Raw genomic sequence first — 21,621 nt, 5'->3', positions numbered from 1 at the left:
CGTATGCGGCGATCGAAGGCCCGGCGGCGGGGCCCGTCTGGGCAGCCTTGTCATCGCGGACTTCTCCGCTCGCTTTCTGCCGGACCCTGCGCAGAACCGGCCCAGGGATCCACAGTCGGCCAACATCATGCCGTCGCCCAGATCGGGGGTAGCCACGCCATCCTCGACTCGATCAGGTTCGTGGAGTAGACGCCTTCCTTGACCAACGGGTCCATCAGCGGCGGGCGGCGCCCCGAATGTACGGCCGCCCCCCCAGTTGGCGTTTCGTCAGTGATTGCGCGAAGCCATCGTCCTGGAACGGTCCTGTTCGCCTGAGGGGCGGCGTGTCTCGCCGGCGCCCTTCACCCACAGCGGTTTGAGCCGGTAGGTCAGCAGGTACAAGGCCGCGCCTGCTCCGGTTGCGACGAACATGCTGAGGTCGCCGGCGCCCGGATGGGCCACCGAGAACGGTCCGGTGTAGAAGTCGGACTGCCAGAACGGTACGGATGCGGCGACCCCGCCCGCCCACGCTACGAAGCCCCAGTCCAGCACGCGGGAGCGGTCGTAGAGTTCGGGGATGCGGCTCGCGTCGGAGCGGCCGCCCAGGTAGTAGTCGAGCAACAGCACCGCGACGAAGGGGGCGATGAAGTACGCGGTGAGGTTCAGGAAGACCTTGAACTTGGCCTCGGTCCCGGACTCGCCCCACAGGCTGAGGGCGTACGCCAGCACGCAGATGCCGATGACTGCCTGGCTGCGGGTGACGGGCACCTTCAGGGTTTGGATGGAGATGGCGCCGCCGTAGACGTTGAGGAAGTTCTGCGCCAGTGCTGACAGTCCGACCGCGAGCAAGGCGGGAAGGGCGAATGGGCCGGCGAGTTGGTGCAGGGCGGTGATCGAGTCGGAGCTGGTTGCGCTGCCGCCGACGACCACGCCCAGGATGCCGAGCCAGCAGATGGTGACGAAGTTGCCGAGGCCGGTGTACCAGGCGGTGCGTGTGATGACCGCGGGGGTGTCCGGCAGGTAGCGGGAGTAGTCTGATGCGAAGGGAGCCCAGGCCACCAGGAAGGACAGGAACCAGCCGCCGAAGGTGACCAAGCCGCCGGTGGAGCCGATGTACCCCTGTGCGTCGGGGTTGGCGTGGAAGATGCTTCCGCCGCGTACGACGGCTACCACGGTGATCAGCGCGAACAGGGGCGTCAGGACGTAAGTCAGCGCCTTCTGCAGGAAGTTGATCATGTTGTAGCCGAAGACGGCGACGACCATCTCGATCAGTGTCAGCAGGCCGGCGCACAGCCAGAACGGCATATGGGTCAGCCCGGCGAACGCCTTGCCGCCGAGGATGACGGTGACTGCCGCCCAGCCGATGCCGGCAAAGACATTGATGTAGGCGACGGGAATGAAGTTGCCGAAGAAGCCCAGCGGTCCGCGGGCCTGAATCTGCTGTGGTACACCGAGCCGCACGCCCATCCGGGACATCACGGCCATGAGCAGGGAGCCCAGTGCCGCCCCGATGACGATGGCGGTGACAGCGGCCGGGAAGCTCAGTCCGAACCAGGCGGCACTGAATCCGAGCAGGATGATGGGGAAGTTCAGTCCGGCGGCGAACCAGACGAAGAACTGCGAACTGGGCTTTCCGTGCCGCTCGGTTTCGGGAATGTGGTCGACCCCGAAGGGTTCGACCTTTGTTACCGCGCTGCCGTACACCGGTGCCGAGGCATCGTGGGTCATGGCGTGCTCCTGGAGACGGAGGAAGGAGGCTGCTTCAGTGGGTGAGAGTGCGACTGCCGAGGGGGCTCACGACGGCGGGTCGTCGCTAGATGTCGGACGAATTCGGCTGTAGACCAGCCGGGCGGGGTTGCGGGTGACGGCGCCCCGGCCGGGCTGCGACCCGAGGAAGCCCGACAAGCTGCGGTTCGACAGCTGGCGAACGGAGAGTGGTCGCCTCGCAGTGCGCGGCGACCTTCCTGGGCCACGGAGGCGCCGGGCAGTCTGGTGTTACTGGAACGCGGGCATGACTTCCTTGATGAACAGCTCCAGCGACTTGCGCTTCTCCTCGTGCGGCAGGCTGGTGTCGATCCAGAAGCTGTACTCGTCGACGCCGAGCTCTTCGTAGGTGCGCAGTCGTTCGATGATTTCGGCAGGGGTGCCGAGCATCGCCGTCCTGTGCAGCGACTCCGGTTCGAACTCGGGCCGGCTCTCGAACTTCGACTCCGGGCTGGGGGCGAGGAATCCGTTCTGGGGGGTGGTCTTGTTGCCGAACCAGGCGTCGAAGGTCCGGTAGAACCGGCCGATCGCCTCCGCAGCCGGCCGCCATCCCTCGGGCTCGTCCGGGGAGTGGACGTGGGTGTGCCGTAGCACCATCAGCTCGGGACGCGACACCTCGGGGTGGTTGGTGACCGCGGTGTCGAACTTGCGCTTGAGGTCGACGACTTCCTCGTCCCCCTTCATCAGCGGGGTGACCATGACGTTGCAGCCTTGGGCGACGGCGAAGTCGTGGGAATCGGGGTCGCGGGCGGCGATCCACATGGGCGGGTTGGGCTGCTGCACCGGCTTGGGGACGCTGGTCGAGGTCGGGAACTGCCAGATCTCGCCGTCGTGGGCGTAGTCACCCTGCCAGAGTGCCCGGACAGCCGGGACCAGCTCGCGCAGGTGCTTCCCGCCGTCGCGGGCCGACAGGCCGCCGGCCAGCCGGTCGAACTCGAACTGGTAGGCGCCCCGGGCGAGGCCGACTTCCATCCGGCCGTTGCTGATGACGTCGAGCAGTGCGCACTCACCGGCGGCCCGGATCGGGTTCCAGAACGGGGCGATGATGGTCCCGGCGCCAAGGCGGATGGTTGAGGTCTTCGCCGCCAAGTGGGCGAGAAGCGGCATGGGGCTGGGGGAGATGGTGTATTACATCGCGTGGTGCTCGCCGATCCACACGGTGCCGAACCCGCCGGCCTCGGCCATCAGGGCGAGTTCGGTGAGATTCTCGAAGAGCTGGCGGTGGCTGACCTCCTCGTCCCAACGCTCCATGTGCACGAACAACGAATACCTCATGACTGCTCCTTGGCTTGCGGACCGGTCGGGTGTCGGCTCGTGTCCCGGCCGCTGCCGTCGGTGGTCGCGCCGGACGGTCCCGTGCCGGCGGTGTCCATCTCTGTGAGGGTGACGTCGCCGGTGGCCCAGTGGGAGCGGGGCACCTCGTGGACGACGACACGGATGTGTTCGGGGCGGGTGTTCGTGGTGCGCAGGACCGCGGCGTGGACTTCGTGCAGCAGGTCCCGGATCTGGGTCGGGGTGCGGCCTTCGGCGAGGGTGATGGCGACCTGTGGCATGTCAGCTCCGCATGGTGAACGGATCGGCCACGGGCTCCTCGCTCGTGTTGATCCAGACGCTCTTGAGGCGCGTGTACTCCTTGATGGTCTCGGTGCCGTGCTCGACGCCGACGCCGCTGGTCTTGAAGCCCTGCCGCGGGGACATAGGGGACATGGCCCGGTAGGTGTTGACCCAGACGGTCCCCGCGTCGAGGCGCGCCGCCATCCGGTGTGCCCGGGCAAGGTTCGTGGTCCAGACGCCGGCGGCGAGTCCGTAGTCCGTGTCGTTGGCCAGGCGGACGACCTCGTCCTCGGTGTCGAACGGCATGACGGCCAGGACAGGGCCGAAGATCTCCTCACGCACGACCCGCATGCTGTTGTCGACGTCCACGAGGATGGTGGGCTCGTAGAAGTAGCCGCCGAGCCCGCCGTCGGTGGTGTGTCCACCGGTCAGCACCCGGGCGCCCTCGCTGCGTCCGAGGTCGACGTATCCGGCCACCTTGGCGCGCTGGTCCGCGAAGGCCAGCGGGCCGAGTTCGGTCTGCTCGTCCAGGGGGTCGCCGATACGGATGGTCTTGGCGCGTTCGGCGACGCGCTCGAGCAGCTCGTCGTAGACCGACCGGTGGGCGAAGACGCGGCTGCCGGCGATGCAGGTCTGTCCGGCGGCGGCGAAGATGCCGGCGACGACACCCATCGCGGCGTTCGGTATGTTCGCGTCCTCGAACACGATGTTGGGTGACTTGCCGCCGAGTTCGAGCGTGGAGCCGATGAACCGGCTCGCGGTCGCCGCGGCGATGCGGGCCCCGGTGGCGGTGCTGCCGGTGAAGGAGATCTTCGCCAGGTCGCGGTGGTCGACCAGGGCCTGCCCGGCCTCGGCCCCGAATCCGGTGACGACGTTCACCGCGCCCGGCGGGAACCCGGCGGCGAGTGCCAGCTCGGCGAGCTTGAGGACGGTGGCCGACGTGTACTCGGAGGGCTTGATCACGACGGTGTTGCCGGCGCAGAGCGCCGGGGCCAGCTTGCTGCTGGTCAGCGTCAGCGGGGAGTTCCAGGGCGTGATCGCTCCGACGACGCCCAGCGGCTCCCGGGCCGTGTAGTTCAGCACCCGGCGGTCGGAGGTCGGGATGAAGTCGCCGTGGATCTTGTCGGCGAGCCCCGCGTAGTAGTGGTAGTACTCCGGCAGGGTGGCCAGCTGCCCCCGCATCTCACGCAGCAGCTTGCCGTTGTCCCGCGTCTCCATCCGGGCCAGCTCTTCGGCGTTCTCGGCGATCAGCTCACCGAGGCGGCGCAGCAGGTGGCCCCGGCGTGTCTGGCTGAGGTCGCGCCAGCGCGGGTCCTCGAAGGCGCTCCTCGCGGCGGCGACGGCCCGGTCGATGTCGCTCGCGTCGCCGCGCGCGGCCCGGTAGAGGACCTCGCGGGTAGCCGGGTTGGTGCTCTCGAAGTACTCGCCGGACGCGGGCTCCACGGACTCCCCGCCGATGAAGTGCCGCAACGTGGTGAGCTCAGACATGAGGACACTCTCCGAGGAAGGTGGTGAGGGAGTCGACGAGCGCCTGGGGACGCTCGACGGGCAGCATGTGACGCGCCTCGGGGACGACCACCGCACGGCAGTCCGGAAGCGCCGCGGCGAGCCGCCGGGTCATCTCGGGGGTGGAGCCCGGATCGTTCTCACCTGTCACAGCAAGTGCGGGTACGGAGATGCGGCCCAGGTACGACCCGAGTTCCGCGTCCGCCGAGGCGAACACGCGATAGCAGCCGAGGAAGGAGTCAATATCGTTGGCGAGCAGCGTGGCCTCGGTGCGAGCCACCCACTCGGCGTCGACGTCCGTGCCGTCGTACCACCGCTTCAGGCTTGCGGCCGCGCTGGCAGTGAAGTCGGCTTCCGCGGTGCGCAGTCGGCCGAGGACCGAGGTCCGCTCCTCGGCCGTGCGCCGGCACACCGAGCTGACCGAGGTCAGGGTGGCCACCAGCTCGGGGCGGTGTAGTGCCAGGTGCTGGGCGACCAGCGCCCCGAGGGAGAATCCGACCAGGTGTGAGCCGGCCGGGATCTCGCCGGCTACCCCGTCGGCAAGGTCGGCGAGGATCACACGATCGTTCACCGGCGGGCGGGTGCCGTGGCCCGGCAGGTCGGGGGTGATCACGGTGAAGCGGTCGGCCAGGAGTGCGGCGGTGGGCTCCCACATGGTGTGGTCGAGTCCGACGCCGTGCAGCAGGACCACGGTCGGCTTGCTCATGAGCACCTACTGTTCGGTCGTGAGCGGCGCCAGGCGCTGCTGGGGGCGTCCCTGAGCGGCGGCGGCGAGTGCGATGACGATCTCGTTCGGGTGCGGGGCGTCGCTGATGCGGACCTCGAAGCTCTGGTGGTGCGAGCGGATCGTGGCGTCGGTGATGTGCTTCAGCGGGATGTCGAAGACCACGCCGGCGGGGCCGCGCTTCTCGACCGCGGGCAGCAGGGTGGTCGCATTGGCCGCCTTGCGGAAGTGATCGCCGAACTTGAGGGTGTGGATCAGCCCCGAGCCGTGCTCGATCTCGCCGTCCAAGCCGACGATGGCGGCCTTCCCGTACGCCTCCGCGGGCTCACCGAGGGCGTCGAGGACCGCCGGAGCCAGCAGCGCGCCGAGGTCGGAGGCGGTCGAATCGATGCCGGGGCCGAGGTCCTCGACGAAGCCCTGACCGGCCCAGGGGTTCTCGATCACCGCTGCGACGACAGCGATGCGAGCGGGGCGGTTGACCTCTCGGCCACCCTCGGCGCGGATCTCTTCGACGATGGTCACGATCTTGCGGACGCTCATGAGGGGACAACCTCCAGGGTTTCGGTGGTGACGACGGGGTCGGTCATGCGGTCCCCGATACGGGGGTGCGGCCGGGGCCCCGTCGACGCGGCTGCGATGACGACGATCTCGTCCGCACGCGGCGCGTCGGGTACGCGGGCGCTGATGGTCTGGTAGTGGCTACGTGTCGCGGCATGGGTCTTGTGCCAGAGGGGGACGATGAGTGTCTCTCCGGCCTCGGCCCGCGTGTCGGCGAAACAGATGATGGACTCGCCCTGGAGGAACTCTCTCACCAGGTTCCCGAAGTACGGGGTGTGGATGAGTGCCCCGGCGTGCTCGATTTCGCCCGCCGTGCCGACGATGGCAGCCTTGCCGAACGCTTCGATCTTGTGCACACCGCCCATGGATGCCATGAGCCGGTCGGTCAGCAGCTTCGCGAGTACCGGAGCGAAGCGAGCCTGTTCCATGGACAGGTCGGTAGAAGGGCCGGAGCCCACCCATGGATTCCGTATGACCGCAGCGACGCTGGCGCGTTGCACGGGCCGTGCGGGTACCTCGCCTGCCTCGGTGAAGACGACATCGCGGTAGAGCACGAGCTTGCGGAGACCGATGCTCTCGTCAGTTTGTTCCAAGCTCTCTTGCATGGCACAGGACGATAGGTGCGCACTTTCGAGTCAGTCAAGGGCTTGAGCCGAAGGGCTTTCGCTGGGCCTTCACGTGACTGCGTCGGCAACCGCGAAATGCCCTCTGAACTGCAGGTTTATATGTTCGGTGAAGTTGGGGTGCGATCCGACGCCCGCGAACCCTTGACGCTCCACCTGTGGCATGTCTTACTGCTTCTTGTATGCCAGTGCGGGGCCGGGTGTCCGCCTCGTGGTCCCAAGAGGTTTCGTATCCATTCACCTTTGGGCGGGTGCGAAACTGTGCCCCGCAGCCATCGGGGCAAGGGGAGAAGCCACCATGAACGGGACAGCCGAGGGCGGCGGCGAAGAGGACGAGCGTGGTTCCGCTTCCGCTGTCCAGCCCGGTGCCTCCGGCAGCGTGCCGGCACTCCGGCTCCTGCCGGCGGACCAACTGCACTCCGCATTGCCGCCACCGTGAGAGGAGAAGAGATGGCGCACACCGACGCCCGCCGAGAACTCATCGAGAAGGTATGGGCCCAGGCATGGGGGCAGGGCGACGTCGACGCCCTCGACGCGTTGCTGAGCCCGGCCTACCTGCGCCACGGGACGGACCCGCACCCGCAGAACCGGGACGCCTTCAAGGCGGCGATCGTCACCACGCGGGCGGCGTTCCCGGACCTGACCACCGCCATCGACGACATCGTGGTCGAAGGCGACGGGGCCGCGATCCGCTGGCACAGCAGCGGAACCCATGTGAATTCGTTCCTCGGCGTCCCGCCCACCAAGCGGCGCGTCGAAGTCAGCGGCGCCACGTTCGCCCGCTTCGAGAGGGACCAGGTCGTCGAGGAGCACGTGACGTGGGACCCCAGGGCGCTCCTCTCGGCGCTGGGCATCATCAGCGTGGGACAGGACTGACGATCAAAATGACAAGGAGCACCCTCATGGCCGCGCTTGCCCCGACCCCCGACATCGACGTGATGAAGCAGGTCAACCGGCAGTTCGTCACCGGCGTCACGGTCGTGACCACGATGGATGGAGAGACCCCCAGAGGGCTGGCCGTCAACGCGTTCTCGAGCATCTCGCTCGACCCTCCCACGGTGATGGTGTGCGTCCAGCACACCTCGTCCACCCATGACTGTCTGTTCCGGGCGGACCACCTCGCGATCAACATCCTGTCCATCGACCAGCTCGACGTCGTCGGCACGTTCGCGAGCAAAGCCGCTGACAAGTTCAAGGACCTCGACTGGGAGAGCGGCCCGTTCGGCAGCCCGCTGATCGCTCGAAGCAGCGCGCAGATGGAAGTGCAGATCCGCGAGCGACTCCAGGCCAGTACGCACACGATCTTCATCTGCCGAGTCGTGCACGCCGCAGTCGCCGAGCGCCACCCCATGGTCTACAGCGCGGGCAAGTTCTTCGACGGCGGCGCACTCACACCTCTGGGATGATGCAGCGGGGAGTACGGGAGATGGAGGAGCACTCGGTGAATCGGGCGAAGAGTGAACCGAAGAACGGGTCGATGCAGGCCACCGTGATCGCCGAAATGCGCCGGCGCATCATCAAGGGCGACATCGAACCCGGAGCTCCGCTCTCAGAGCTCGCCCTCGCGGACGAGTTCGGCGTGAGCCGTACTCCAGTGCGCGAAGCCCTCAAGCAGCTGCAGACCGAGGGGCTGGTCGAGATCCGGCCCCGCGTCGGGACGTTCGTCACCATCCCCTCCCGCCGTGAGATCACGGAACTCTTCGAGATGAAGGAACTCATCGAGGGTGCCGCAGCCCGCCTGCTCGCCCAGCGCGGCCGTGTGCCGGAGATCGATCTGATCGAGCGAAACCTGCGCGAGGCCGATGAAGCGGTGGAGCGGGACGACCGGGAACGGTACGCAGAGCTGGTCCAGGAGTTCCATGACCTGCTCATAGCCGGCGCCGACAACAGCAAGTTGGAGGCCCACTACCGGATGCTGATGAATCAGCTGGCGTACTCCCGGCTGGTGAACACCTCGCTCAGCCAGCCAGGCCGCGCCACCCAGTCCGACCGCGAACATCACCTCGTTCTGGAGCTGATCCTGGCAAAAGACGGTGACAGTGCCGAGCAGGTGATGCGGGAGCATGTCAGGGCCAGCCGACGCGCTCTACTGGCAAGCCTGCCCATCAGCGGCGGGCAAGGGAAGTTCGGCACGGCAAGTTCCTGATCCCGGACCCGTCCATTGGAGTGCGCCTCCCGGCATGCCAACGGTCAAAAGTCCAGACAGTGTTGGTGTACTGCAGGCGGGCCCGATTCAGTACCTTCGGACCGGGTGCGGATGGGGCGGCAGCGCCCGGACCGGGGGGTTGGACTGGGATATAGCGAGGAGGAGCTGCCGGTTGTGCGCGGTCAGCTGGTTGACGGCGCGAACGAGATGCTCTACGTCGATTCGCAGCTGCGTCAGTTCGGTGGCGTCTTTAGCGCGAAGCTCCCTGAGTTTGACGATCTGCTGGCGCAGGCGGATCTCGGAGTCAGGCAACTGCCCGCGTTCCCTGACCTTCGCGTAAAAGTCGTTCTTGAGGTCGAGGTGGCGCTGGGTGAGCGCGTTGCGGGGAACGCCAGCTTCCTGGGCCAGGGCGACGATCGTCAGCGCGCCGGTGGAGTGGCTGCGCGGTTCCCTGCAGGATGCGGTCCATGGCCGCGCGAATACGGTCGCGTTCGTCGGGTGCGGGGCTCATACGGTGCCGTCCTGGAGGGTGATGCGGGTGCGGTGGTGGGCGTTGGCGCGGTCGCGCAGCTGGGTGGCGTTGTCGCGCAGTCGCTCGCCCAGCGGGCCGGGGACGTGGCCTGCCTGCTGGTCCAGCGCGGTGGCGCGGAGGCGGAGGCCGACGGCGTGCTGATCGGTGCGGGCGATGTTCGCGCAGGCGGGGACACACTGGTCGAGGCTGGGCGTGTCCTTGAGGTCGCGATGACACAGGGCCTTGTCGCGTTTGTAGACGCACATCAGCAGCGTGTGGGGATTGTCGTAGACGACCAGGTTGGGGTTGGCGAGGATCTGGCGGGCCTGCCGGGCTGTGATGACGGCGCCTGTACTGGGGCGCGGTGGCCGCGGCCTTGACGGCCCGGCGGGCGGCGGGTCCGGAGATGCCGAGGCCGTCCTCGAGCGCGGCATTCAGGTCGGCAACGGTGTCGATGGTGGCGCGGGCCGTCTCGATATCGAGGAGGTCGTGGATGCCGTCCCGGCTGCGCGCGGCATATCCGGCCGCTACGGAAGTCCGCAGGTGGCCGTACTGGATCGCGAGCGCGATCAGGCCGCCAGGGCGGCGGGCGATGTGCCAGGCCAGGCTCCGGCGGAACCGTTCGGTGCCGATCCTTCCGTGCGGATCCGGCGGGATGACCTCGTGGGCCAGCCCGCGGGCAGTTGCCTCCTGGTTGACCCAGGTGACGAAGTCCTCCACTCGGACGCCCAGGCTGTGGACGGTGAGGGAGCCAGTGTTGGGGCGGGTGCCGCGCAGGTCGTGGGCGTGGTGGTCGAACAGCAGCTGACCTTGGGGAACCATGCGTTCCAGAACCCGGATGGCGTTCACGACGGGGGCGATGGCCACCCAGGGAACATCGCGGATCTCGCCCTCGGAGCGGTGGTTGCCATCCTCATCGCGGGCGGTCTTGTACACGGTGCTCGTGATCAAGTGCCGCCCTGTGCGCCCCGCGCCGTCCGGCTCTGGGGCGGGGCAGCAGCCGCTGCGCAACCCGGCCACCTCGCCGGGACGCATCCCGGTCAGATAGGCGATGACGATGAAGCACGCCGTGCCCAACTGGCGCATCAGGAACCCTGCCTCGGTGTAATCGACGGCCTCTCTCCAGGGGACGCCGTCGAGCTTGCCGGTGACCGGGACATGCAGCGGGCAGGGGCCGGGCCGCTCCAGGGCAGCCTGCCGCCACCCGTGATCACGGGTGGCGCTGTAGACCTGCCCCAGGGAGGCACCCGTGAGAGCGGCAATATAAGCACCCGCGATCGTGGTTCGGCCCAGCCACCGGGTGATCGGAATTGGCAGCTGGCCGGCGTCGATGCGGTCCATGAAGGCCCGAAGAGCAGAGCGTGAGGCGGGCGTGGCGATGTTGGCGGCGGCCAGCTCACGCAGACGGTTGCGTTCCGCCCAGGCAGCCAGGATGTCGTCGCTGAACTCCTCGACTGTGCGGATCGCCCATACGAGCAAGGGGCCCATGGTCTGCTCGGCGATCGCCTCGGTGGCGTTCTCGCCGCCCGGCGTCGCCGACGGCAGGTAGTCGTCCACCCCCTCCATCTCCCACGGTGGGCAGCTGATCCCGCTGGGACGACCGCTGAGCTGGTCGAAGACCCACAGCCGGGTCAGCGACGACAGCACGCTATGCACCGTGGTGCGGGCCGCCCCGCTTTCGCGCACGTGACGCCCGTACTCACCCAGCACCTGCGAGGTGCAGGCGTTCAGCGTGCTGATGCCCCGGTCGGCGAGCCACACGGCCAGTCGGCACCATGTCCTGATCGTCTGGCAGAGGGCCTTGGGCGCCTGGCGCGAGCGCCAGGTGGGATGCCGCTCACGCAGGAACACCGCGGGCAGTTCGCCGTTGATCAAGGTCCAGGCGGCCAGCCGCATCTCCTCCCGGAACGTGTCGGGGAACGTAGGCCAGTGGATGGTGCTGTGCGTGACACCCGGGTTGGCGTTCATGGGGATCAGCGGCCAGGCCGGCGCCGCGTAGCGCGCGATGAGGCCGGGGTAGCCGTCGATGACCAGGTGGGCGGGGATGACGGGGGTGTCCGGGCCGGGAAGAACGAGGGGTGGAGCAGGGGCTGGGGTGGCCGTCACGAGTCGAGGTCTCCGTTGAGTAGCAGGGCGATGAGCTCGCGGTCGGCGATGGTCACGTCGGCCAGGGCGCGGGTCCACACAGCGGTGCCGAGCTGGCCCTTGAGGTGTTCCAGGCGGGCGTGCCCGTCCGCCCACTGGCTGTGCCACTGGCCAAGCTCGATGGCGGTGCGCAGGTTGCCTAGCGCGTGGTGCAGGTGAGCCAGGCGGCTGTGGTGGGCGGGGTGAATCCGGGCGTTGGGGCAGGCCAGGCACAGCAGGAAGGAGGCCGTGCAGCCTGCGCCGGGGCCGATATAGGGACTGTTGCCGTAGTCATGACAGTCGGCGGTGGCTGTCTGCTGGTCGCCCGGATCGGCTTCCTCGCGCAGGGCAGCGGCGAACACGGTGGCGTGGGCCTTGGACACGACGGCTTCGGCTGCCTCGGCGATGACCGGGATCGCGGCCTGGCGGACCTGGGGATCGGTCAGGGCGTAGACACGGTCGTGGGTGGCCTGGCTGTTCTGTCCGGGCGCGCGCCGGTGCAGCGTGTTCACTGTCCGCCGGCCCCGGTGGAACGGCGAGGAGGTAAAGCCCTGTTGGGTTGCCCAGCGATGGGCCGTACAGCCGGAAATGCCGAACCCGAACACCCCAATGCCCGACTTCTTGCCCGTCGCGTCTTGCGCTCGGTCGTTCAGCGGGGCCTTGGCGGAGCGCCAGATCAGGAAACGGTCCGTGCCGGGGCTGAGCGTGTGCACGGCCGCGCGGGCGAACACGGTGGCTTCCAGCGCCTGCGTGATGAGCCGACCGGGGGAGGCGGCCCCGTCGTCAGTGAGGTTGCGGGTCTCGAAGTGCCGTCCGGCGCCCCGCTTGTGCTTCTCCAGCTCGACCCGGTAGATCCGCGGCCCGTTGCCACCAGCGTCCGGGGCCGCTTGCGGCACCTTCAACCGGATGATCACCGACAGATTCCAGCCGTGCTCGGCCAGCAGCAGCACCCCCAGAGCGACCGTCTCCATCCGGGTCAAGAACAGCCGCTGCCACGTGTGCTCGGGCCTCTCCCCGCCCAGCACCCGCGCATAGCGGGCGAGCACCCGGCCACGCTGGCGAACCCGGGTGTCGTGGGGCGCCTCACCGGTCCGGGCCAGACAGTCCAGCGCCTCACCCAGCAGCCATGCCTCGCTGCCGCGGGCGAACGTCCCCGACCGCCACTGGGCGAGCTGGTCGGCGTTGTCTGTGATCCTCAGATGCGCTGCACGGAACATCCGCCGCGCCGTGGTGACGATCGCGTCGAACTCGGCATCCTGTAAGGACACTTCCTTCGCAGTGGGGGACAGGACGCGGCGGGCGAGCGCTTCCCGTGCCACTGCGGACAGTCGCGGGTCGTCCAGCAGCAGACCCCGCACGGTGGTGACCTGGCTGTAGCCGAGCCGGGTGTTCGGCCGGCTGAGCCTCCACTGCTTCCACATCCCCGCAGTCAGCTGGTCGACGTCTTGACCGGCGCAGAGCGTCCGCGACCGGCAAGGTACGGAAGTCGTAGACCGCGACGGCGCCCGTGCGGTCACGGTGCTCGACGACGAGACCGTCGTCCATCAGAACCGGCGGCCTGCGCACCGTCGTTGTCGGCAGCGGCGCCGTACGCCCGCGCCGGCTCATCCCGCCGCCTGCGGGGCGACCCGCAGCTTGGTGTCGATGTCCTGGATACCCTCGGCTTCCCGGGCCAGACGCCCGAACACCTCATCCATCTCCAGCGCCGGCCGTTCACCTTCGCGGAACAGGGGTGCGGTGGTAAGCAGCGACCGGAGCTGAAGGTCGGCGACTGGGGCCAGATACCGCTCGCGGGTCGTCTCAAGGAACGCATGACCTAGCAGGTCCTGCACCATCCGCCATGGATCCCCGTACAGCAGCCGGTAGTCCCGCCGCTCCTGCGGGCTCAGACCGAACCGCTGGTCCATCAAGTGGTGCAGGATCACCAGCATGTAGAGGGCGAAGCCGTGTCGGCAGGAATGCGGCGTCGCGTACGGCGCCCGGCTGTGGTGTGGGTCCAGGTGCCGCTCCGGCTCCGGATCCAGCACTGCCCGGCACCGCTGGTTCGCTGCCGTGAAGACGTTGTTCCAAGAGTGCGGCTGGAGCGGCAGCCCCATCTCGTTCAGCCACAGCCACAACGGCTCCAGTCCCGCCGGGCCTTCGGTGTACCACGTCATACGTTCGTCCGCGGTTGCCTCCGTCAGCGCGATGCGGCCGTTGACGCCCTGGCGGTCGCGCCAGTACACCGTCGGCTTCGGTCCCCGGCTCGCCCGGGTGACCAGCCGCAAGCTCGGCACTGCGTTGTACCGGCCCCGGGTCTGGGCCGCGCGAATGGCATCGGCGCGTGAGGACTCGACGTAGCTTTCGATATCGCCCACCACCTGGGCCTCGACGTAGTAGGTACGGGCCTTCTTGGAACGCGTGACTGCCGCCGCGAGGCGCCCCGTGTAGTAACGACTACCCTGCAGGCGCAGTGACGGCACCTCGAACGTCAACAGCGAGGCGCCCTCCAGTCGCCGCATCCCCGAAGAGGTCAATAAGCGCACAAAAGCAACGTTGCGGCCTTCCATTCGGCCCAACCAGCTCGGCGAGGGTAGGCCGTCAGCGACGTACCCGCGCAGGCCGACATTCACCCACAGACGGAACGTCCGCGGTGTCAGCCAGTGGACGTTGCTGCCCCGGGCGTCCTTCGCCTTCCCGTCCGGCACGTCGACGACCTGCCCGTGGCGGCCCACCACCCGATGCACCGGCACAGGGTTACGCGTCAGGAACTGATTGCCCGGCTTCGTCGCCCAGGTGTACAGGTTCATCAGCGCGGCCAGTTCGCGGTTCCACTTGTTCCCGCCCACCCTCACCGGGTTCTCTGGGGACCTCTGGCGCCAGAACTGGAAGTCGTCGACATCGGACTCCGCTGCCTGCGTCCAGACCTTTCCGCGCCGCCACAGGAAGTTGAAGAACAGGCACAGGTCCGTGATGTAGTTCCGCTTCGTCTCTTTCGTGTACCTGCGGAACGGGCTACTGCGCGTGTACAGGCTGAGGAGTTCGTCGATGCGGTAGTCCGGCGCCAGCAGAATCGGGTCACCCGGGCGGATCCCGGTTGACGCTTCGCGTTCCGCCAGGTCCGCCCATCCCGCCAGGACAGCTAGGCGCGGCGGGGCGATCGGTGCCGGTTTGGGGACCCAGAACACACGCCACTTGCTCATCGCGCCACCCTGTCAGATCGGCTTCAACGCGCCGATTCAATAGGGATGGTTTGCCGTGATGTCCACGATCACCGCGCCCGAGCGGGAGGAGGTGCCGGGCCCTTCGGGGCTGACGATGCGCGAGTGCCGGGCACATATCCGCCGCGCCGTGACGCTGCTGCGCGACCACGGCGACACACGACTGCACCACCTCCACGGCCCCGCTGTGTTCGGCCCCGCCTGTACGCGGCTGATGCTGGAGCCCGAGGGCTCCGACCGTCTGCATCCCGCGGCCGCCGGCCATCCGGTCCTCGCCTCTCGCTTCACCACCCTTCTGCGCCGGGCCGGCTGTGTGCCGATGCCGGTGGCGCTCTGTCCGCCATCGGACGGCGCTCAGTCGCCCAGGACCGCCGTCCGCGCCTTCAGCAGCCCCTTGCTCCGCGGTACGGGCGGCTCGCCCTCGAGCTCGGCCGTGAGGTCGTAGACGGTGGCGGCGAGGACGAGTTGACGCTCCCCGTCGGCGGTGGTGAGGGAGACGCTGGTGTAGCCGGGTCCGGCGCCGTCGGTCTCCCAGGCGGTCAGCGGGTCGGCCTTCCGCCGCGCGCCGGTGTCGCACGGCACCTCCATGCGCTGCACCCCGAGTCCGTACGCGGGGGCGTCGGGGAACTCCACCGGGGTGGTGAGCTCGCGCTGCTGGGCGGGGCGCAGCAGCGTGCCGCCGAAGAGCGCCCGCTCGAACCGGGCCAGATCGTCGACGGTCGAGATCATGGCTCCGGCGGTCCCGTCGTAGGAGGGGCTGAACCGCGTCATATCGCGGCCCTTCAGGTCGTAGCCGTGCAGATGGGGGCCGTGCACCTCGGGGTCGGTCACCGGGAAGGAGGTGTGCTTCAGCCCCAGCGGGGCGAGGATCCTGCGGTGGATCTCGGCGGGCGCCGAGCGGTGGGTCACCGCCTCGATCACCAGCCCGGCGAGCAGATAGTTGGTGTTGGAGTACGACCAGCCCTTCCCCGGGGCGAACTCGGGCTGGTGCCGGACCGAGCGGGCGATCACCTCGCGGGGGGTGATGATGTGGGCCCGGTCGCCGTCCTCCAGATAGGGGGCGAAGAAGGAGGCTTCGGTGGTGGGGTCGTGGATCCCCGAGGTGTGGTTGAGCAGCTGACGGATGGTGATGGCCTTACCGTCATTGCCGTTCCCCTGGACGACGCCGGGCAGCCACTTCTCCACGCTGTCGTCGAGGGAGAGCCGCCCCTCGCCCTCCAGCTGGAGCAGGACCGCCGCGACGAACGCCTTGCTGTTGCTGGCGACCCGGAACCGCTGCTCCGGCCGGGCCCGTTCGCCGGTCGCCTTGTCCGCGACCCCGGCCGCCGTCCGCCATTCGTCGTCGCCGCGCCGTGCGTAGGCCACCGCGCCCGGGAAGCCGTCCCGCACCGTCTGGCCGACGGCCTCCTCGAAGCCGGACGGCGCCGACGGCCCGGCCGGCTGCCCCTGGGCCGTGGCGACGGTCACGGTGGCCGTCACCGCCACCGCGCCGATCCCCGCCCACAGCGCCACGGCCCTCACCCGAATCCCCACGAACCTCGCTCCTCGCCTCGTTCCCCTGTGCCGTTCGTGGTTCATCGTGCCGCCGTGCGCGCCGGGCTCCCATCCCGCTGCCGCCCCTGCCTTACGGGGGTTGTCCCCACCCCGTGGGGGCCGCTCGGCCCATCAGGGAGCCCCATGGGCCGGTCGTGGCGGCTCGGCCCCGGCGAGGAGTTTCCGCGCCGCCTCGCCCGCTTCGGCCGGGGTCCAGCGGGCGCCCCGGTCGGCGGTCGGGCCCGGCCGCCAGCCCTCCATGACGGTGATCCGCCCGGCCTCCGTCTCGAAGACCCGGCCGGTGACACCGGCGCAGGCGGCCGAGCCGAGCCAGACGACGAGCGGTGAGACATTGCCGGGAGCCATCGCGTCGAAGGCGTCCGGGTCGTCCGGCGCGGCCATGGCACCGGCGAACGTGGCCTCCGTCATCCGGGTGCGGGCCGCCGGGGCGATCGCGTTGACCTGGACTCCGTAGCGGCCGAACTCGGCGGCGGCCACCGAGGTCAGGCCGAGGATCCCGGCCTTGGCCGCGGAGTAGTTGCCCTGTCCGACGCTGCCCAGCAGCCCGGCCCCGGAACTGGTGTTGACCACCCGGGCGGCCGGTGCGCGGCCCGCCTTCGCCTCGGCGCGCCAGTGGGCGGCGGCGTGCCGCAGCGGCAGGAAGTGACCCTTGAGATGGACTCGGATCACCGCGTCCCAGTCGTCCTCGCCGAGGTTGACGAGCATGCGGTCGCGCAGGAATCCGGCGTTGTTGACGAGGGTGTCGAGCCGGCCGTAGGCGTCGAGGGCGGTGGCGATGAGGGAGGCGGCGCCGCCGGTGGTGGCGATGTCCCCGCCGTGCGCCACCGCTTCCCCGCCCGCGGCCCGGATCTCCTCGACCACCTCCTGGGCCGGGCCCGCCGACGCCCCGGCGCCGTCCGGGGCCACGCCGAGGTCGTTGACGACGACCTTCGCGCCCTCGGCGGCGAAGGCGAGCGCATGCGCCCGCCCGAGGCCCCGGCCCGCTCCGGTGACGACGGTGACGCGCCCGTCGCACAGTCCGCTCATCTCAGTCCTCCCGTGGTTCTGCCCGGCCGGCGCCGGGGGTCGGCCGGTTGACGTTGGCGGCGTCGAGGAACGCGGGGCGCTCCCCGCCTCCGTGGATGGCGATGCTGGCGCCGCTGATGTACCCGGCCAGCCCGGAGGCGAGGAACACACAGGCGTCACCGGCCTCGACGGGCTCGGCCATCCGCCCGAGCGGCACGGTCCGGCCGACGGCGGCGATGCCCTCCTCGTCCCCGTAGTGCAGATGCGACAGTTCGGTGCGGACCATGCCGAGCACGAGGGTGTTGACCCGGATCGCGGGGGCCCATTCCACGGCCAGGGTGCGGGCGAGGTTCTCCAGCCCCGCCTTGGCGGCTCCGTAGGGTCCGGTGCCGGGGGACGGCCGGGTGCCGCTGACGCTCCCGATCATCACGATCGAGCCGCCGCCCTCCTGATGGCGCATCAGCTCGTAGGCGCTCAGGGAGACGGTCATGGGGGCGATCAGATTGAGTTCCACGATACGGGCGGCGCGGCGCTGCCCGGCCTCGGCGATCAGTCCGTAGGGGCTTCCTCCGGCGTTGTTGACCAGCAGGTCCAGCCGCCCGTGGGAGCGGCGCAGCCCGGCGAAGAACGCGGCGACCGCGTCCACGTCCCGGATGTCGAGCGATTCGAAACGCGCCGTGCGCCCGTCCACCTCGATGGGTTTGTCGGGTGGGCGGCGCGCACAGATCACCACCTCGGCCCCGGCGGTGAGCAGGGCCCGAGTGATCCCCGCTCCTACACCCCGCGTGCCGCCGGTGACGACGGCCACGCGCCCGGCGAGATCGATGGTGACGGCCACGAGACACCTCCCGCTGCGCGATGAGCGCTGCTACCTTCTACCTAACAAATGTTTGGTGGAAAGGTAGCGGATCTGCTCATGGGTGTCTCCACCTCCGCCCCGGCGACCGGCGTCCGTCTGGTCGCCATGGACTTCCCACCCGTCAACGCCCTCCCCGTACGGGGCTGGTACGAGCTGGCCGCGGCGCTGCGCACCGCGGGCGCCGACCCGTCGGTGTGCTGTGTGGTCCTGGCCGCCGAGGGCCGTGGATTCAACGCGGGCGTGGACATCAAGGAGATCCAGGCGGCCGAGGGCCATACGGCGCTCATCGGCGCCAACCACGGATGTTCCGAGGCGTTCGCCGCCGTCTACGACTGCCCGGTCCCGGTCGTCGCCGCCGTGCACGGCTTCTGCCTGGGCGGCGGCATCGGTCTCGCCGGGAACGCCGACGCGATCGTGGCCAGCGAGGACGCCACGTTCGGCCTGCCCGAGCTGGACCGCGGCGCGCTGGGCGCTGCCACCCATCTGGCCCGGCTGGTGCCGCAGCATCTGATGCGCGCGCTGTACTACACCTCGCGCACCGCGACCGCCGAGGAGCTGCGCCGCCATGGCTCGGTGTGGCGGGTCGTGCCGCGCGCGGAGCTGCGGGAGGCGGCGCTGGAGCTGGCCGGTGAGATCGCCGCCAAGGACGGCGCGCTGCTGCGCCTGGCCAAGGCGGCCATCAACGGCATCGACCCGGTCGATGTGCGCCGCAGCTACCGCTTCGAGCAGGGCTTCACCTTCGAGGCCAATCTGGCGGGCCTGTCGGACGGGCACCGCGACGCGTTCATCGCCGGAAGCAACGGGAAGGGGTGAGCGGCGTTGGCCGACAAGACGATGACGGCCGAGGAGGCCGTCGGCCGGATCCGCGGTGGTATGACGGTCGGCATCGGCGGCTGGGGCTCACGGCGCAAGCCCATGGCCCTGGTCCGCGCCCTGCTGCGGTCGGACGTCACCGATCTGACGGTGGTCTCCTTCGGCGGCCCCGACGTCGGGCTGCTGGCCGCCGCCGGGAAGATCCGCAAACTGGTGACGGCGTTCGCGACGCTCGACTCGATCCCGCTGGAGCCGCACTTCCGGGCCGCGCGCCAGCGGGGGGAGTTCGAACTGACCGAGCTGGACGAGGCGATGATGATGTGGGGGCTGACCGCCGCGGTGCACCGGCTGCCGTTCCTGCCCATCCGCGCCGGGCTCGGCTCGGACGTCATGACGGTCAACCCCGGGCTGCGGACGGTGACATCGCCGTACGAGGACGGCGAGGAGCTGGTGGCGGTGCCCGCGCTGCGGCTGGATGTGGCGCTGGTGCACCTCAACCGGGCGGACGCACAGGGCAATGGCCAGTACCTCGGGCCCGATCCGTACTTCGACGACCTGTTCTGCGAGGCGGCGGCCGAGGCGTATCTCTCCTGTGAACGCGTGGTCTCCACGGCCGAGTTCGCCGGTGCGGGCGGTCCGCAGACGCTGCTGGTCAAACGGCATGCGGTGACCGGTGTGATCGAGGCCCCGCGGGGCGCGCACTTCACCTCCTGCGCCCCCGACTACGGACGGGACGAGGCGTTCCAGAGCGCGTACGCCAAGGCGGCCGCCGACCCCGGGGCGTGGCGGGAGTTCACCGAGCGGTTTCTGTCCGGGGACGAGGAGCGGTACCGGGCCGCGGTGGCGGCGTTCGGAAGGGAGGGCGTATGACCGACGGGGTGACCCGGGCCGAGTACTGCGTGGTGGCCTGTGCCGAGGCATGGCGGGGCGACGGGGAGATTCTGGCCGCCCCGATGGGCGCGGTGCCCAGGGTCGGCGCCCGGCTGGCCAGGCTCACCTTCGCGCCCGAGCTGCTGCTGACGGACGGCGAGGCGCTGATCGTCGGTGACGATCCGGAGGTGGTGGAGGGGTGGCTGCCGTACCGGGCGCATCTGGCGCTGGTCACCGCCGGCCGGCGCCATGTGATGATGGGCGCGAGCCAGCTCGACCGCCACGGCAACCAGAACATCAGCTGTGTCGGTGACTGGAAGCGGCCCAGCCGGCAGCTGCTGGGGGTGCGGGGAGCGCCGGTCAACACCCTGAACAACCCCACGAGTTACTGGGTGCCCCGGCACTCGCGGCGGGTCTTCGTCGAACGTGTCGACATGGTGTGCGGGGTCGGCCACGACCGGGTGGCGGCCGCGGGGCCGGCCGCGGCCCGTTTCCATCAGCTGCGGTGTGTGGTGACCGATCTCGCGGTGATGGACTTCGCCACGCCCGACCGCACCCTGCGGGTGCGCTCCCTGCACCCGGGGGTGACCGCCGAGGCGGTGCGGGAGGCCACCGGCTTCCCCCTCGACATCGCCGACCACGTTCCGCGCACCCGGGAGCCTACCCCCGCCGAGCTGCGGCTGATCCGGGAGGTCATCGACCCGGAGGGGACCCGCGAACGGGAGGTGCCGTCCTGATGGACACCCCGCTGACCCGCCTCGTCGGGGTGCGCCATCCGATCGTCCAGACGGGCATGGGGTGGGTGGCCGGGCCCCGGCTGGTGTCCGCCGTCGCGAACGCCGGGGCGCTGGGCATCCTGGCCTCCGCCACCATGTCGCCCCAGCGGCTGCGCTCGGCCGTCCGCGAGGTCACCGCCCGTACCGACGCGCCCTTCGGCGTCAATCTGCGCGCCGACGCCGGGGACGCGGCGGAGCGGGTGCGGATCATCGTCGAGGAGGGGGTGCGGGTGGCCTCGTTCGCGCTGGCCCCCAGGCGCGAGCTGATCGACCGGCTGAAGGACGCGGGCGTGGTGGTCATCCCGTCCGTGGGCGCCCGGCGCCACGCCGAGAAGGTGGCGGGTTGGGGCGCGGACGCGGTGGTGGTGCAGGGCTCGGAGGGCGGCGGCCACACCGGTCAGGTGGCCACCACCGTGCTGCTCCCCCAGGTCGTGGACGCGGTGGACATCCCGGTCGTGGCCGCGGGCGGCTTCCACGACGGACGGGGACTGGCGGCCGCGCTCGCCTACGGGGCGGCGGGGATCGCCATGGGCACCCGCTTCCTGCTCACCTCCGACAGCACCGTCCCGGACGCCGTCAAGGCCCGCTATCTGGCGGCGGCGGTCACCGATGTCACCGTCACCACGGCGGTGGACGGGCTCCCCCACCGGATGCTCCGCAGCGAGCTGGTCGACTCGCTCGAACGCTCCGGCCGCGCCGCGGCGCTGCTGCGCGCCGTGCGCCACGCCGCCGCATTCCGGCGGCTGGCCGGGCTGAGCTGGCCGCGGATGGTGCGTGACGGACTGGCGATGCGGCACGGCAAGGACCTCGGCTGGAGCCAGGTGCTGCTGGCCGCCACCACCCCGATGCTGCTGAAGGCGTCGATGGTGGACGGCCGCACCGACACGGGCGTGATGGCCTCCGGTCAGGTGGCCGGTGTGATCGAGGATCTGCCCTCGTGCGCGGATCTGGTGGACCGGATCATGGCAGAGGCCACCGGGACCCTGGACCGGCTGACCAGCGGTCGTACAGTGGGGTGAAAGCGGCCAGACCATGACACGGGTAATGGGAGGTCG

Annotated in this window: 22 protein-coding genes; 7 read left to right on the top strand and 15 right to left on the bottom strand. The window is 69.8% G+C overall.

Annotated features, from left to right (window positions below; genetic code table 11):
• Positions 1–267 precede the first annotated feature (267 nt).
• From NQU54_RS07410 to NQU54_RS07375, 8 genes are all read right to left on the bottom strand, one after another.
• Positions 268–1,707 (bottom strand): purine-cytosine permease family protein, encoded by a 1,440-nt coding sequence (locus NQU54_RS07410; RefSeq protein WP_257630352.1) that lies wholly within the window; start codon positions 1,705–1,707, stop codon positions 268–270.
• 267 nt (positions 1,708–1,974) lie between these two features.
• Positions 1,975–2,850, bottom strand: a complete 876-nt coding sequence (locus tag NQU54_RS07405; RefSeq protein ID WP_257630351.1) for an LLM class flavin-dependent oxidoreductase — start codon at positions 2,848–2,850, stop codon at positions 1,975–1,977.
• A gap of 21 nt (positions 2,851–2,871) precedes the next feature.
• The gene (locus NQU54_RS07400; protein WP_257630350.1) at positions 2,872–3,018 is read right to left on the bottom strand and encodes an LLM class flavin-dependent oxidoreductase; all 147 of its coding nucleotides are present in this window, start codon (positions 3,016–3,018) and stop codon (positions 2,872–2,874) included.
• Positions 3,015–3,296, bottom strand: coding sequence for a tautomerase family protein (locus NQU54_RS07395; RefSeq protein ID WP_257630349.1), 282 nt, complete (start codon positions 3,294–3,296; stop codon positions 3,015–3,017). Before NQU54_RS07395 ends, NQU54_RS07400 begins: the two co-directional genes overlap by 4 nt.
• 1 nt (position 3,297) lies before the next feature.
• Complete coding sequence (locus NQU54_RS07390; protein WP_257630348.1) at positions 3,298–4,785, bottom strand: aldehyde dehydrogenase; 1,488 nt, start codon at positions 4,783–4,785, stop codon at positions 3,298–3,300.
• Positions 4,778–5,509 carry an alpha/beta fold hydrolase gene (locus tag NQU54_RS07385; RefSeq protein ID WP_257630347.1) on the bottom strand — a complete coding sequence of 244 codons (732 nt, stop codon included), beginning with the start codon at positions 5,507–5,509 and terminating at the stop codon, positions 4,778–4,780. Before NQU54_RS07385 ends, NQU54_RS07390 begins: the two co-directional genes overlap by 8 nt.
• Before the next feature lie 6 nt (positions 5,510–5,515).
• Complete coding sequence (locus tag NQU54_RS07380; protein WP_257630346.1) at positions 5,516–6,067, bottom strand: amino acid synthesis family protein; 552 nt, start codon at positions 6,065–6,067, stop codon at positions 5,516–5,518.
• On the bottom strand, positions 6,064–6,690 hold the full coding sequence (locus NQU54_RS07375) for an amino acid synthesis family protein (RefSeq protein ID WP_210567029.1): 627 nt from the start codon (positions 6,688–6,690) through the stop codon (positions 6,064–6,066). The genes NQU54_RS07380 and NQU54_RS07375 overlap by 4 nt, the downstream gene beginning before the upstream one ends.
• A gap of 468 nt (positions 6,691–7,158) precedes the next feature.
• Between NQU54_RS07375 and NQU54_RS07370 the strand changes: the two genes are divergently transcribed.
• Genes NQU54_RS07370 through NQU54_RS07360 form a run of 3 tightly spaced genes read left to right on the top strand, consistent with a single transcriptional unit; the run spans position 7,159 to position 8,854 of the window.
• Positions 7,159–7,584: an ester cyclase gene (locus NQU54_RS07370; RefSeq protein ID WP_257630345.1), complete on the top strand. Its 426-nt coding sequence runs from the start codon at positions 7,159–7,161 to the stop codon at positions 7,582–7,584.
• 26 nt (positions 7,585–7,610) lie between these two features.
• Positions 7,611–8,114 carry a flavin reductase family protein gene (locus NQU54_RS07365; RefSeq protein ID WP_257630344.1) on the top strand — a complete coding sequence of 168 codons (504 nt, stop codon included), beginning with the start codon at positions 7,611–7,613 and terminating at the stop codon, positions 8,112–8,114.
• Between the two features lie 20 nt (positions 8,115–8,134).
• The gene (locus tag NQU54_RS07360) at positions 8,135–8,854 is read left to right on the top strand and encodes a GntR family transcriptional regulator (protein WP_257630343.1); all 720 of its coding nucleotides are present in this window, start codon (positions 8,135–8,137) and stop codon (positions 8,852–8,854) included.
• An 87-nt stretch (positions 8,855–8,941) separates the two neighbouring features.
• On the opposite strand, the gene NQU54_RS07355 is transcribed toward NQU54_RS07360, so the two are convergent.
• The 7 genes from NQU54_RS07355 to NQU54_RS07325 all read right to left on the bottom strand — a co-directional run bounded on the left by NQU54_RS07355 (position 8,942) and on the right by NQU54_RS07325 (position 18,086).
• Positions 8,942–9,166, bottom strand: a complete 225-nt coding sequence (locus tag NQU54_RS07355) for a hypothetical protein (RefSeq protein WP_257630342.1) — start codon at positions 9,164–9,166, stop codon at positions 8,942–8,944.
• The gene (locus NQU54_RS07350; protein WP_257630341.1) at positions 9,159–11,333 is read right to left on the bottom strand and encodes an integrase; all 2,175 of its coding nucleotides are present in this window, start codon (positions 11,331–11,333) and stop codon (positions 9,159–9,161) included. The genes NQU54_RS07355 and NQU54_RS07350 overlap by 8 nt, the downstream gene beginning before the upstream one ends.
• Before the next feature lie 134 nt (positions 11,334–11,467).
• Complete coding sequence (locus NQU54_RS07345; protein ID WP_257630340.1) at positions 11,468–12,910, bottom strand: hypothetical protein; 1,443 nt, start codon at positions 12,908–12,910, stop codon at positions 11,468–11,470.
• Positions 12,911–13,093: 183 nt separating this feature from the next.
• Positions 13,094–14,671 carry a site-specific integrase gene (locus NQU54_RS07340; RefSeq protein ID WP_257630339.1) on the bottom strand — a complete coding sequence of 526 codons (1,578 nt, stop codon included), beginning with the start codon at positions 14,669–14,671 and terminating at the stop codon, positions 13,094–13,096.
• Positions 14,672–15,043: 372 nt separating this feature from the next.
• Positions 15,044–16,222, bottom strand: a complete 1,179-nt coding sequence (locus NQU54_RS07335) for a serine hydrolase domain-containing protein (protein ID WP_257630338.1) — start codon at positions 16,220–16,222, stop codon at positions 15,044–15,046.
• Positions 16,223–16,354: 132 nt separating this feature from the next.
• Positions 16,355–17,269, bottom strand: coding sequence for an SDR family oxidoreductase (locus tag NQU54_RS07330; RefSeq protein ID WP_257630337.1), 915 nt, complete (start codon positions 17,267–17,269; stop codon positions 16,355–16,357).
• A gap of 1 nt (position 17,270) precedes the next feature.
• Positions 17,271–18,086 carry an SDR family oxidoreductase gene (locus NQU54_RS07325; protein WP_257630336.1) on the bottom strand — a complete coding sequence of 272 codons (816 nt, stop codon included), beginning with the start codon at positions 18,084–18,086 and terminating at the stop codon, positions 17,271–17,273.
• A 78-nt stretch (positions 18,087–18,164) separates the two neighbouring features.
• On the opposite strand from NQU54_RS07325, the gene NQU54_RS07320 reads away from it, so the two are divergent.
• From NQU54_RS07320 to NQU54_RS07305, 4 genes are read left to right on the top strand one after another with little or no spacing between them, the layout of a single operon-like run.
• Entirely contained in the window at positions 18,165–18,920 is a 756-nt protein-coding gene (locus NQU54_RS07320; protein WP_257630335.1) for an enoyl-CoA hydratase family protein, read from the top strand.
• A 6-nt stretch (positions 18,921–18,926) separates the two neighbouring features.
• Positions 18,927–19,790: a CoA transferase subunit A gene (locus NQU54_RS07315; protein WP_372505814.1), complete on the top strand. Its 864-nt coding sequence runs from the start codon at positions 18,927–18,929 to the stop codon at positions 19,788–19,790.
• Positions 19,787–20,527, top strand: coding sequence for a CoA-transferase subunit beta (locus NQU54_RS07310; protein ID WP_257630334.1), 741 nt, complete (start codon positions 19,787–19,789; stop codon positions 20,525–20,527). Before NQU54_RS07315 ends, NQU54_RS07310 begins: the two co-directional genes overlap by 4 nt.
• Positions 20,527–21,585 (top strand): NAD(P)H-dependent flavin oxidoreductase, encoded by a 1,059-nt coding sequence (locus tag NQU54_RS07305; RefSeq protein WP_167505493.1) that lies wholly within the window; start codon positions 20,527–20,529, stop codon positions 21,583–21,585. The genes NQU54_RS07310 and NQU54_RS07305 overlap by 1 nt, the downstream gene beginning before the upstream one ends.
• Positions 21,586–21,621 lie beyond the last annotated feature (36 nt).

It is taken from the genome of Streptomyces malaysiensis subsp. samsunensis (assembly GCF_024519315.1).
Lineage (GTDB): Bacteria > Actinomycetota > Actinomycetes > Streptomycetales > Streptomycetaceae > Streptomyces > Streptomyces malaysiensis.
This window is presented reverse-complemented; position numbering and strand designations above follow the sequence as displayed.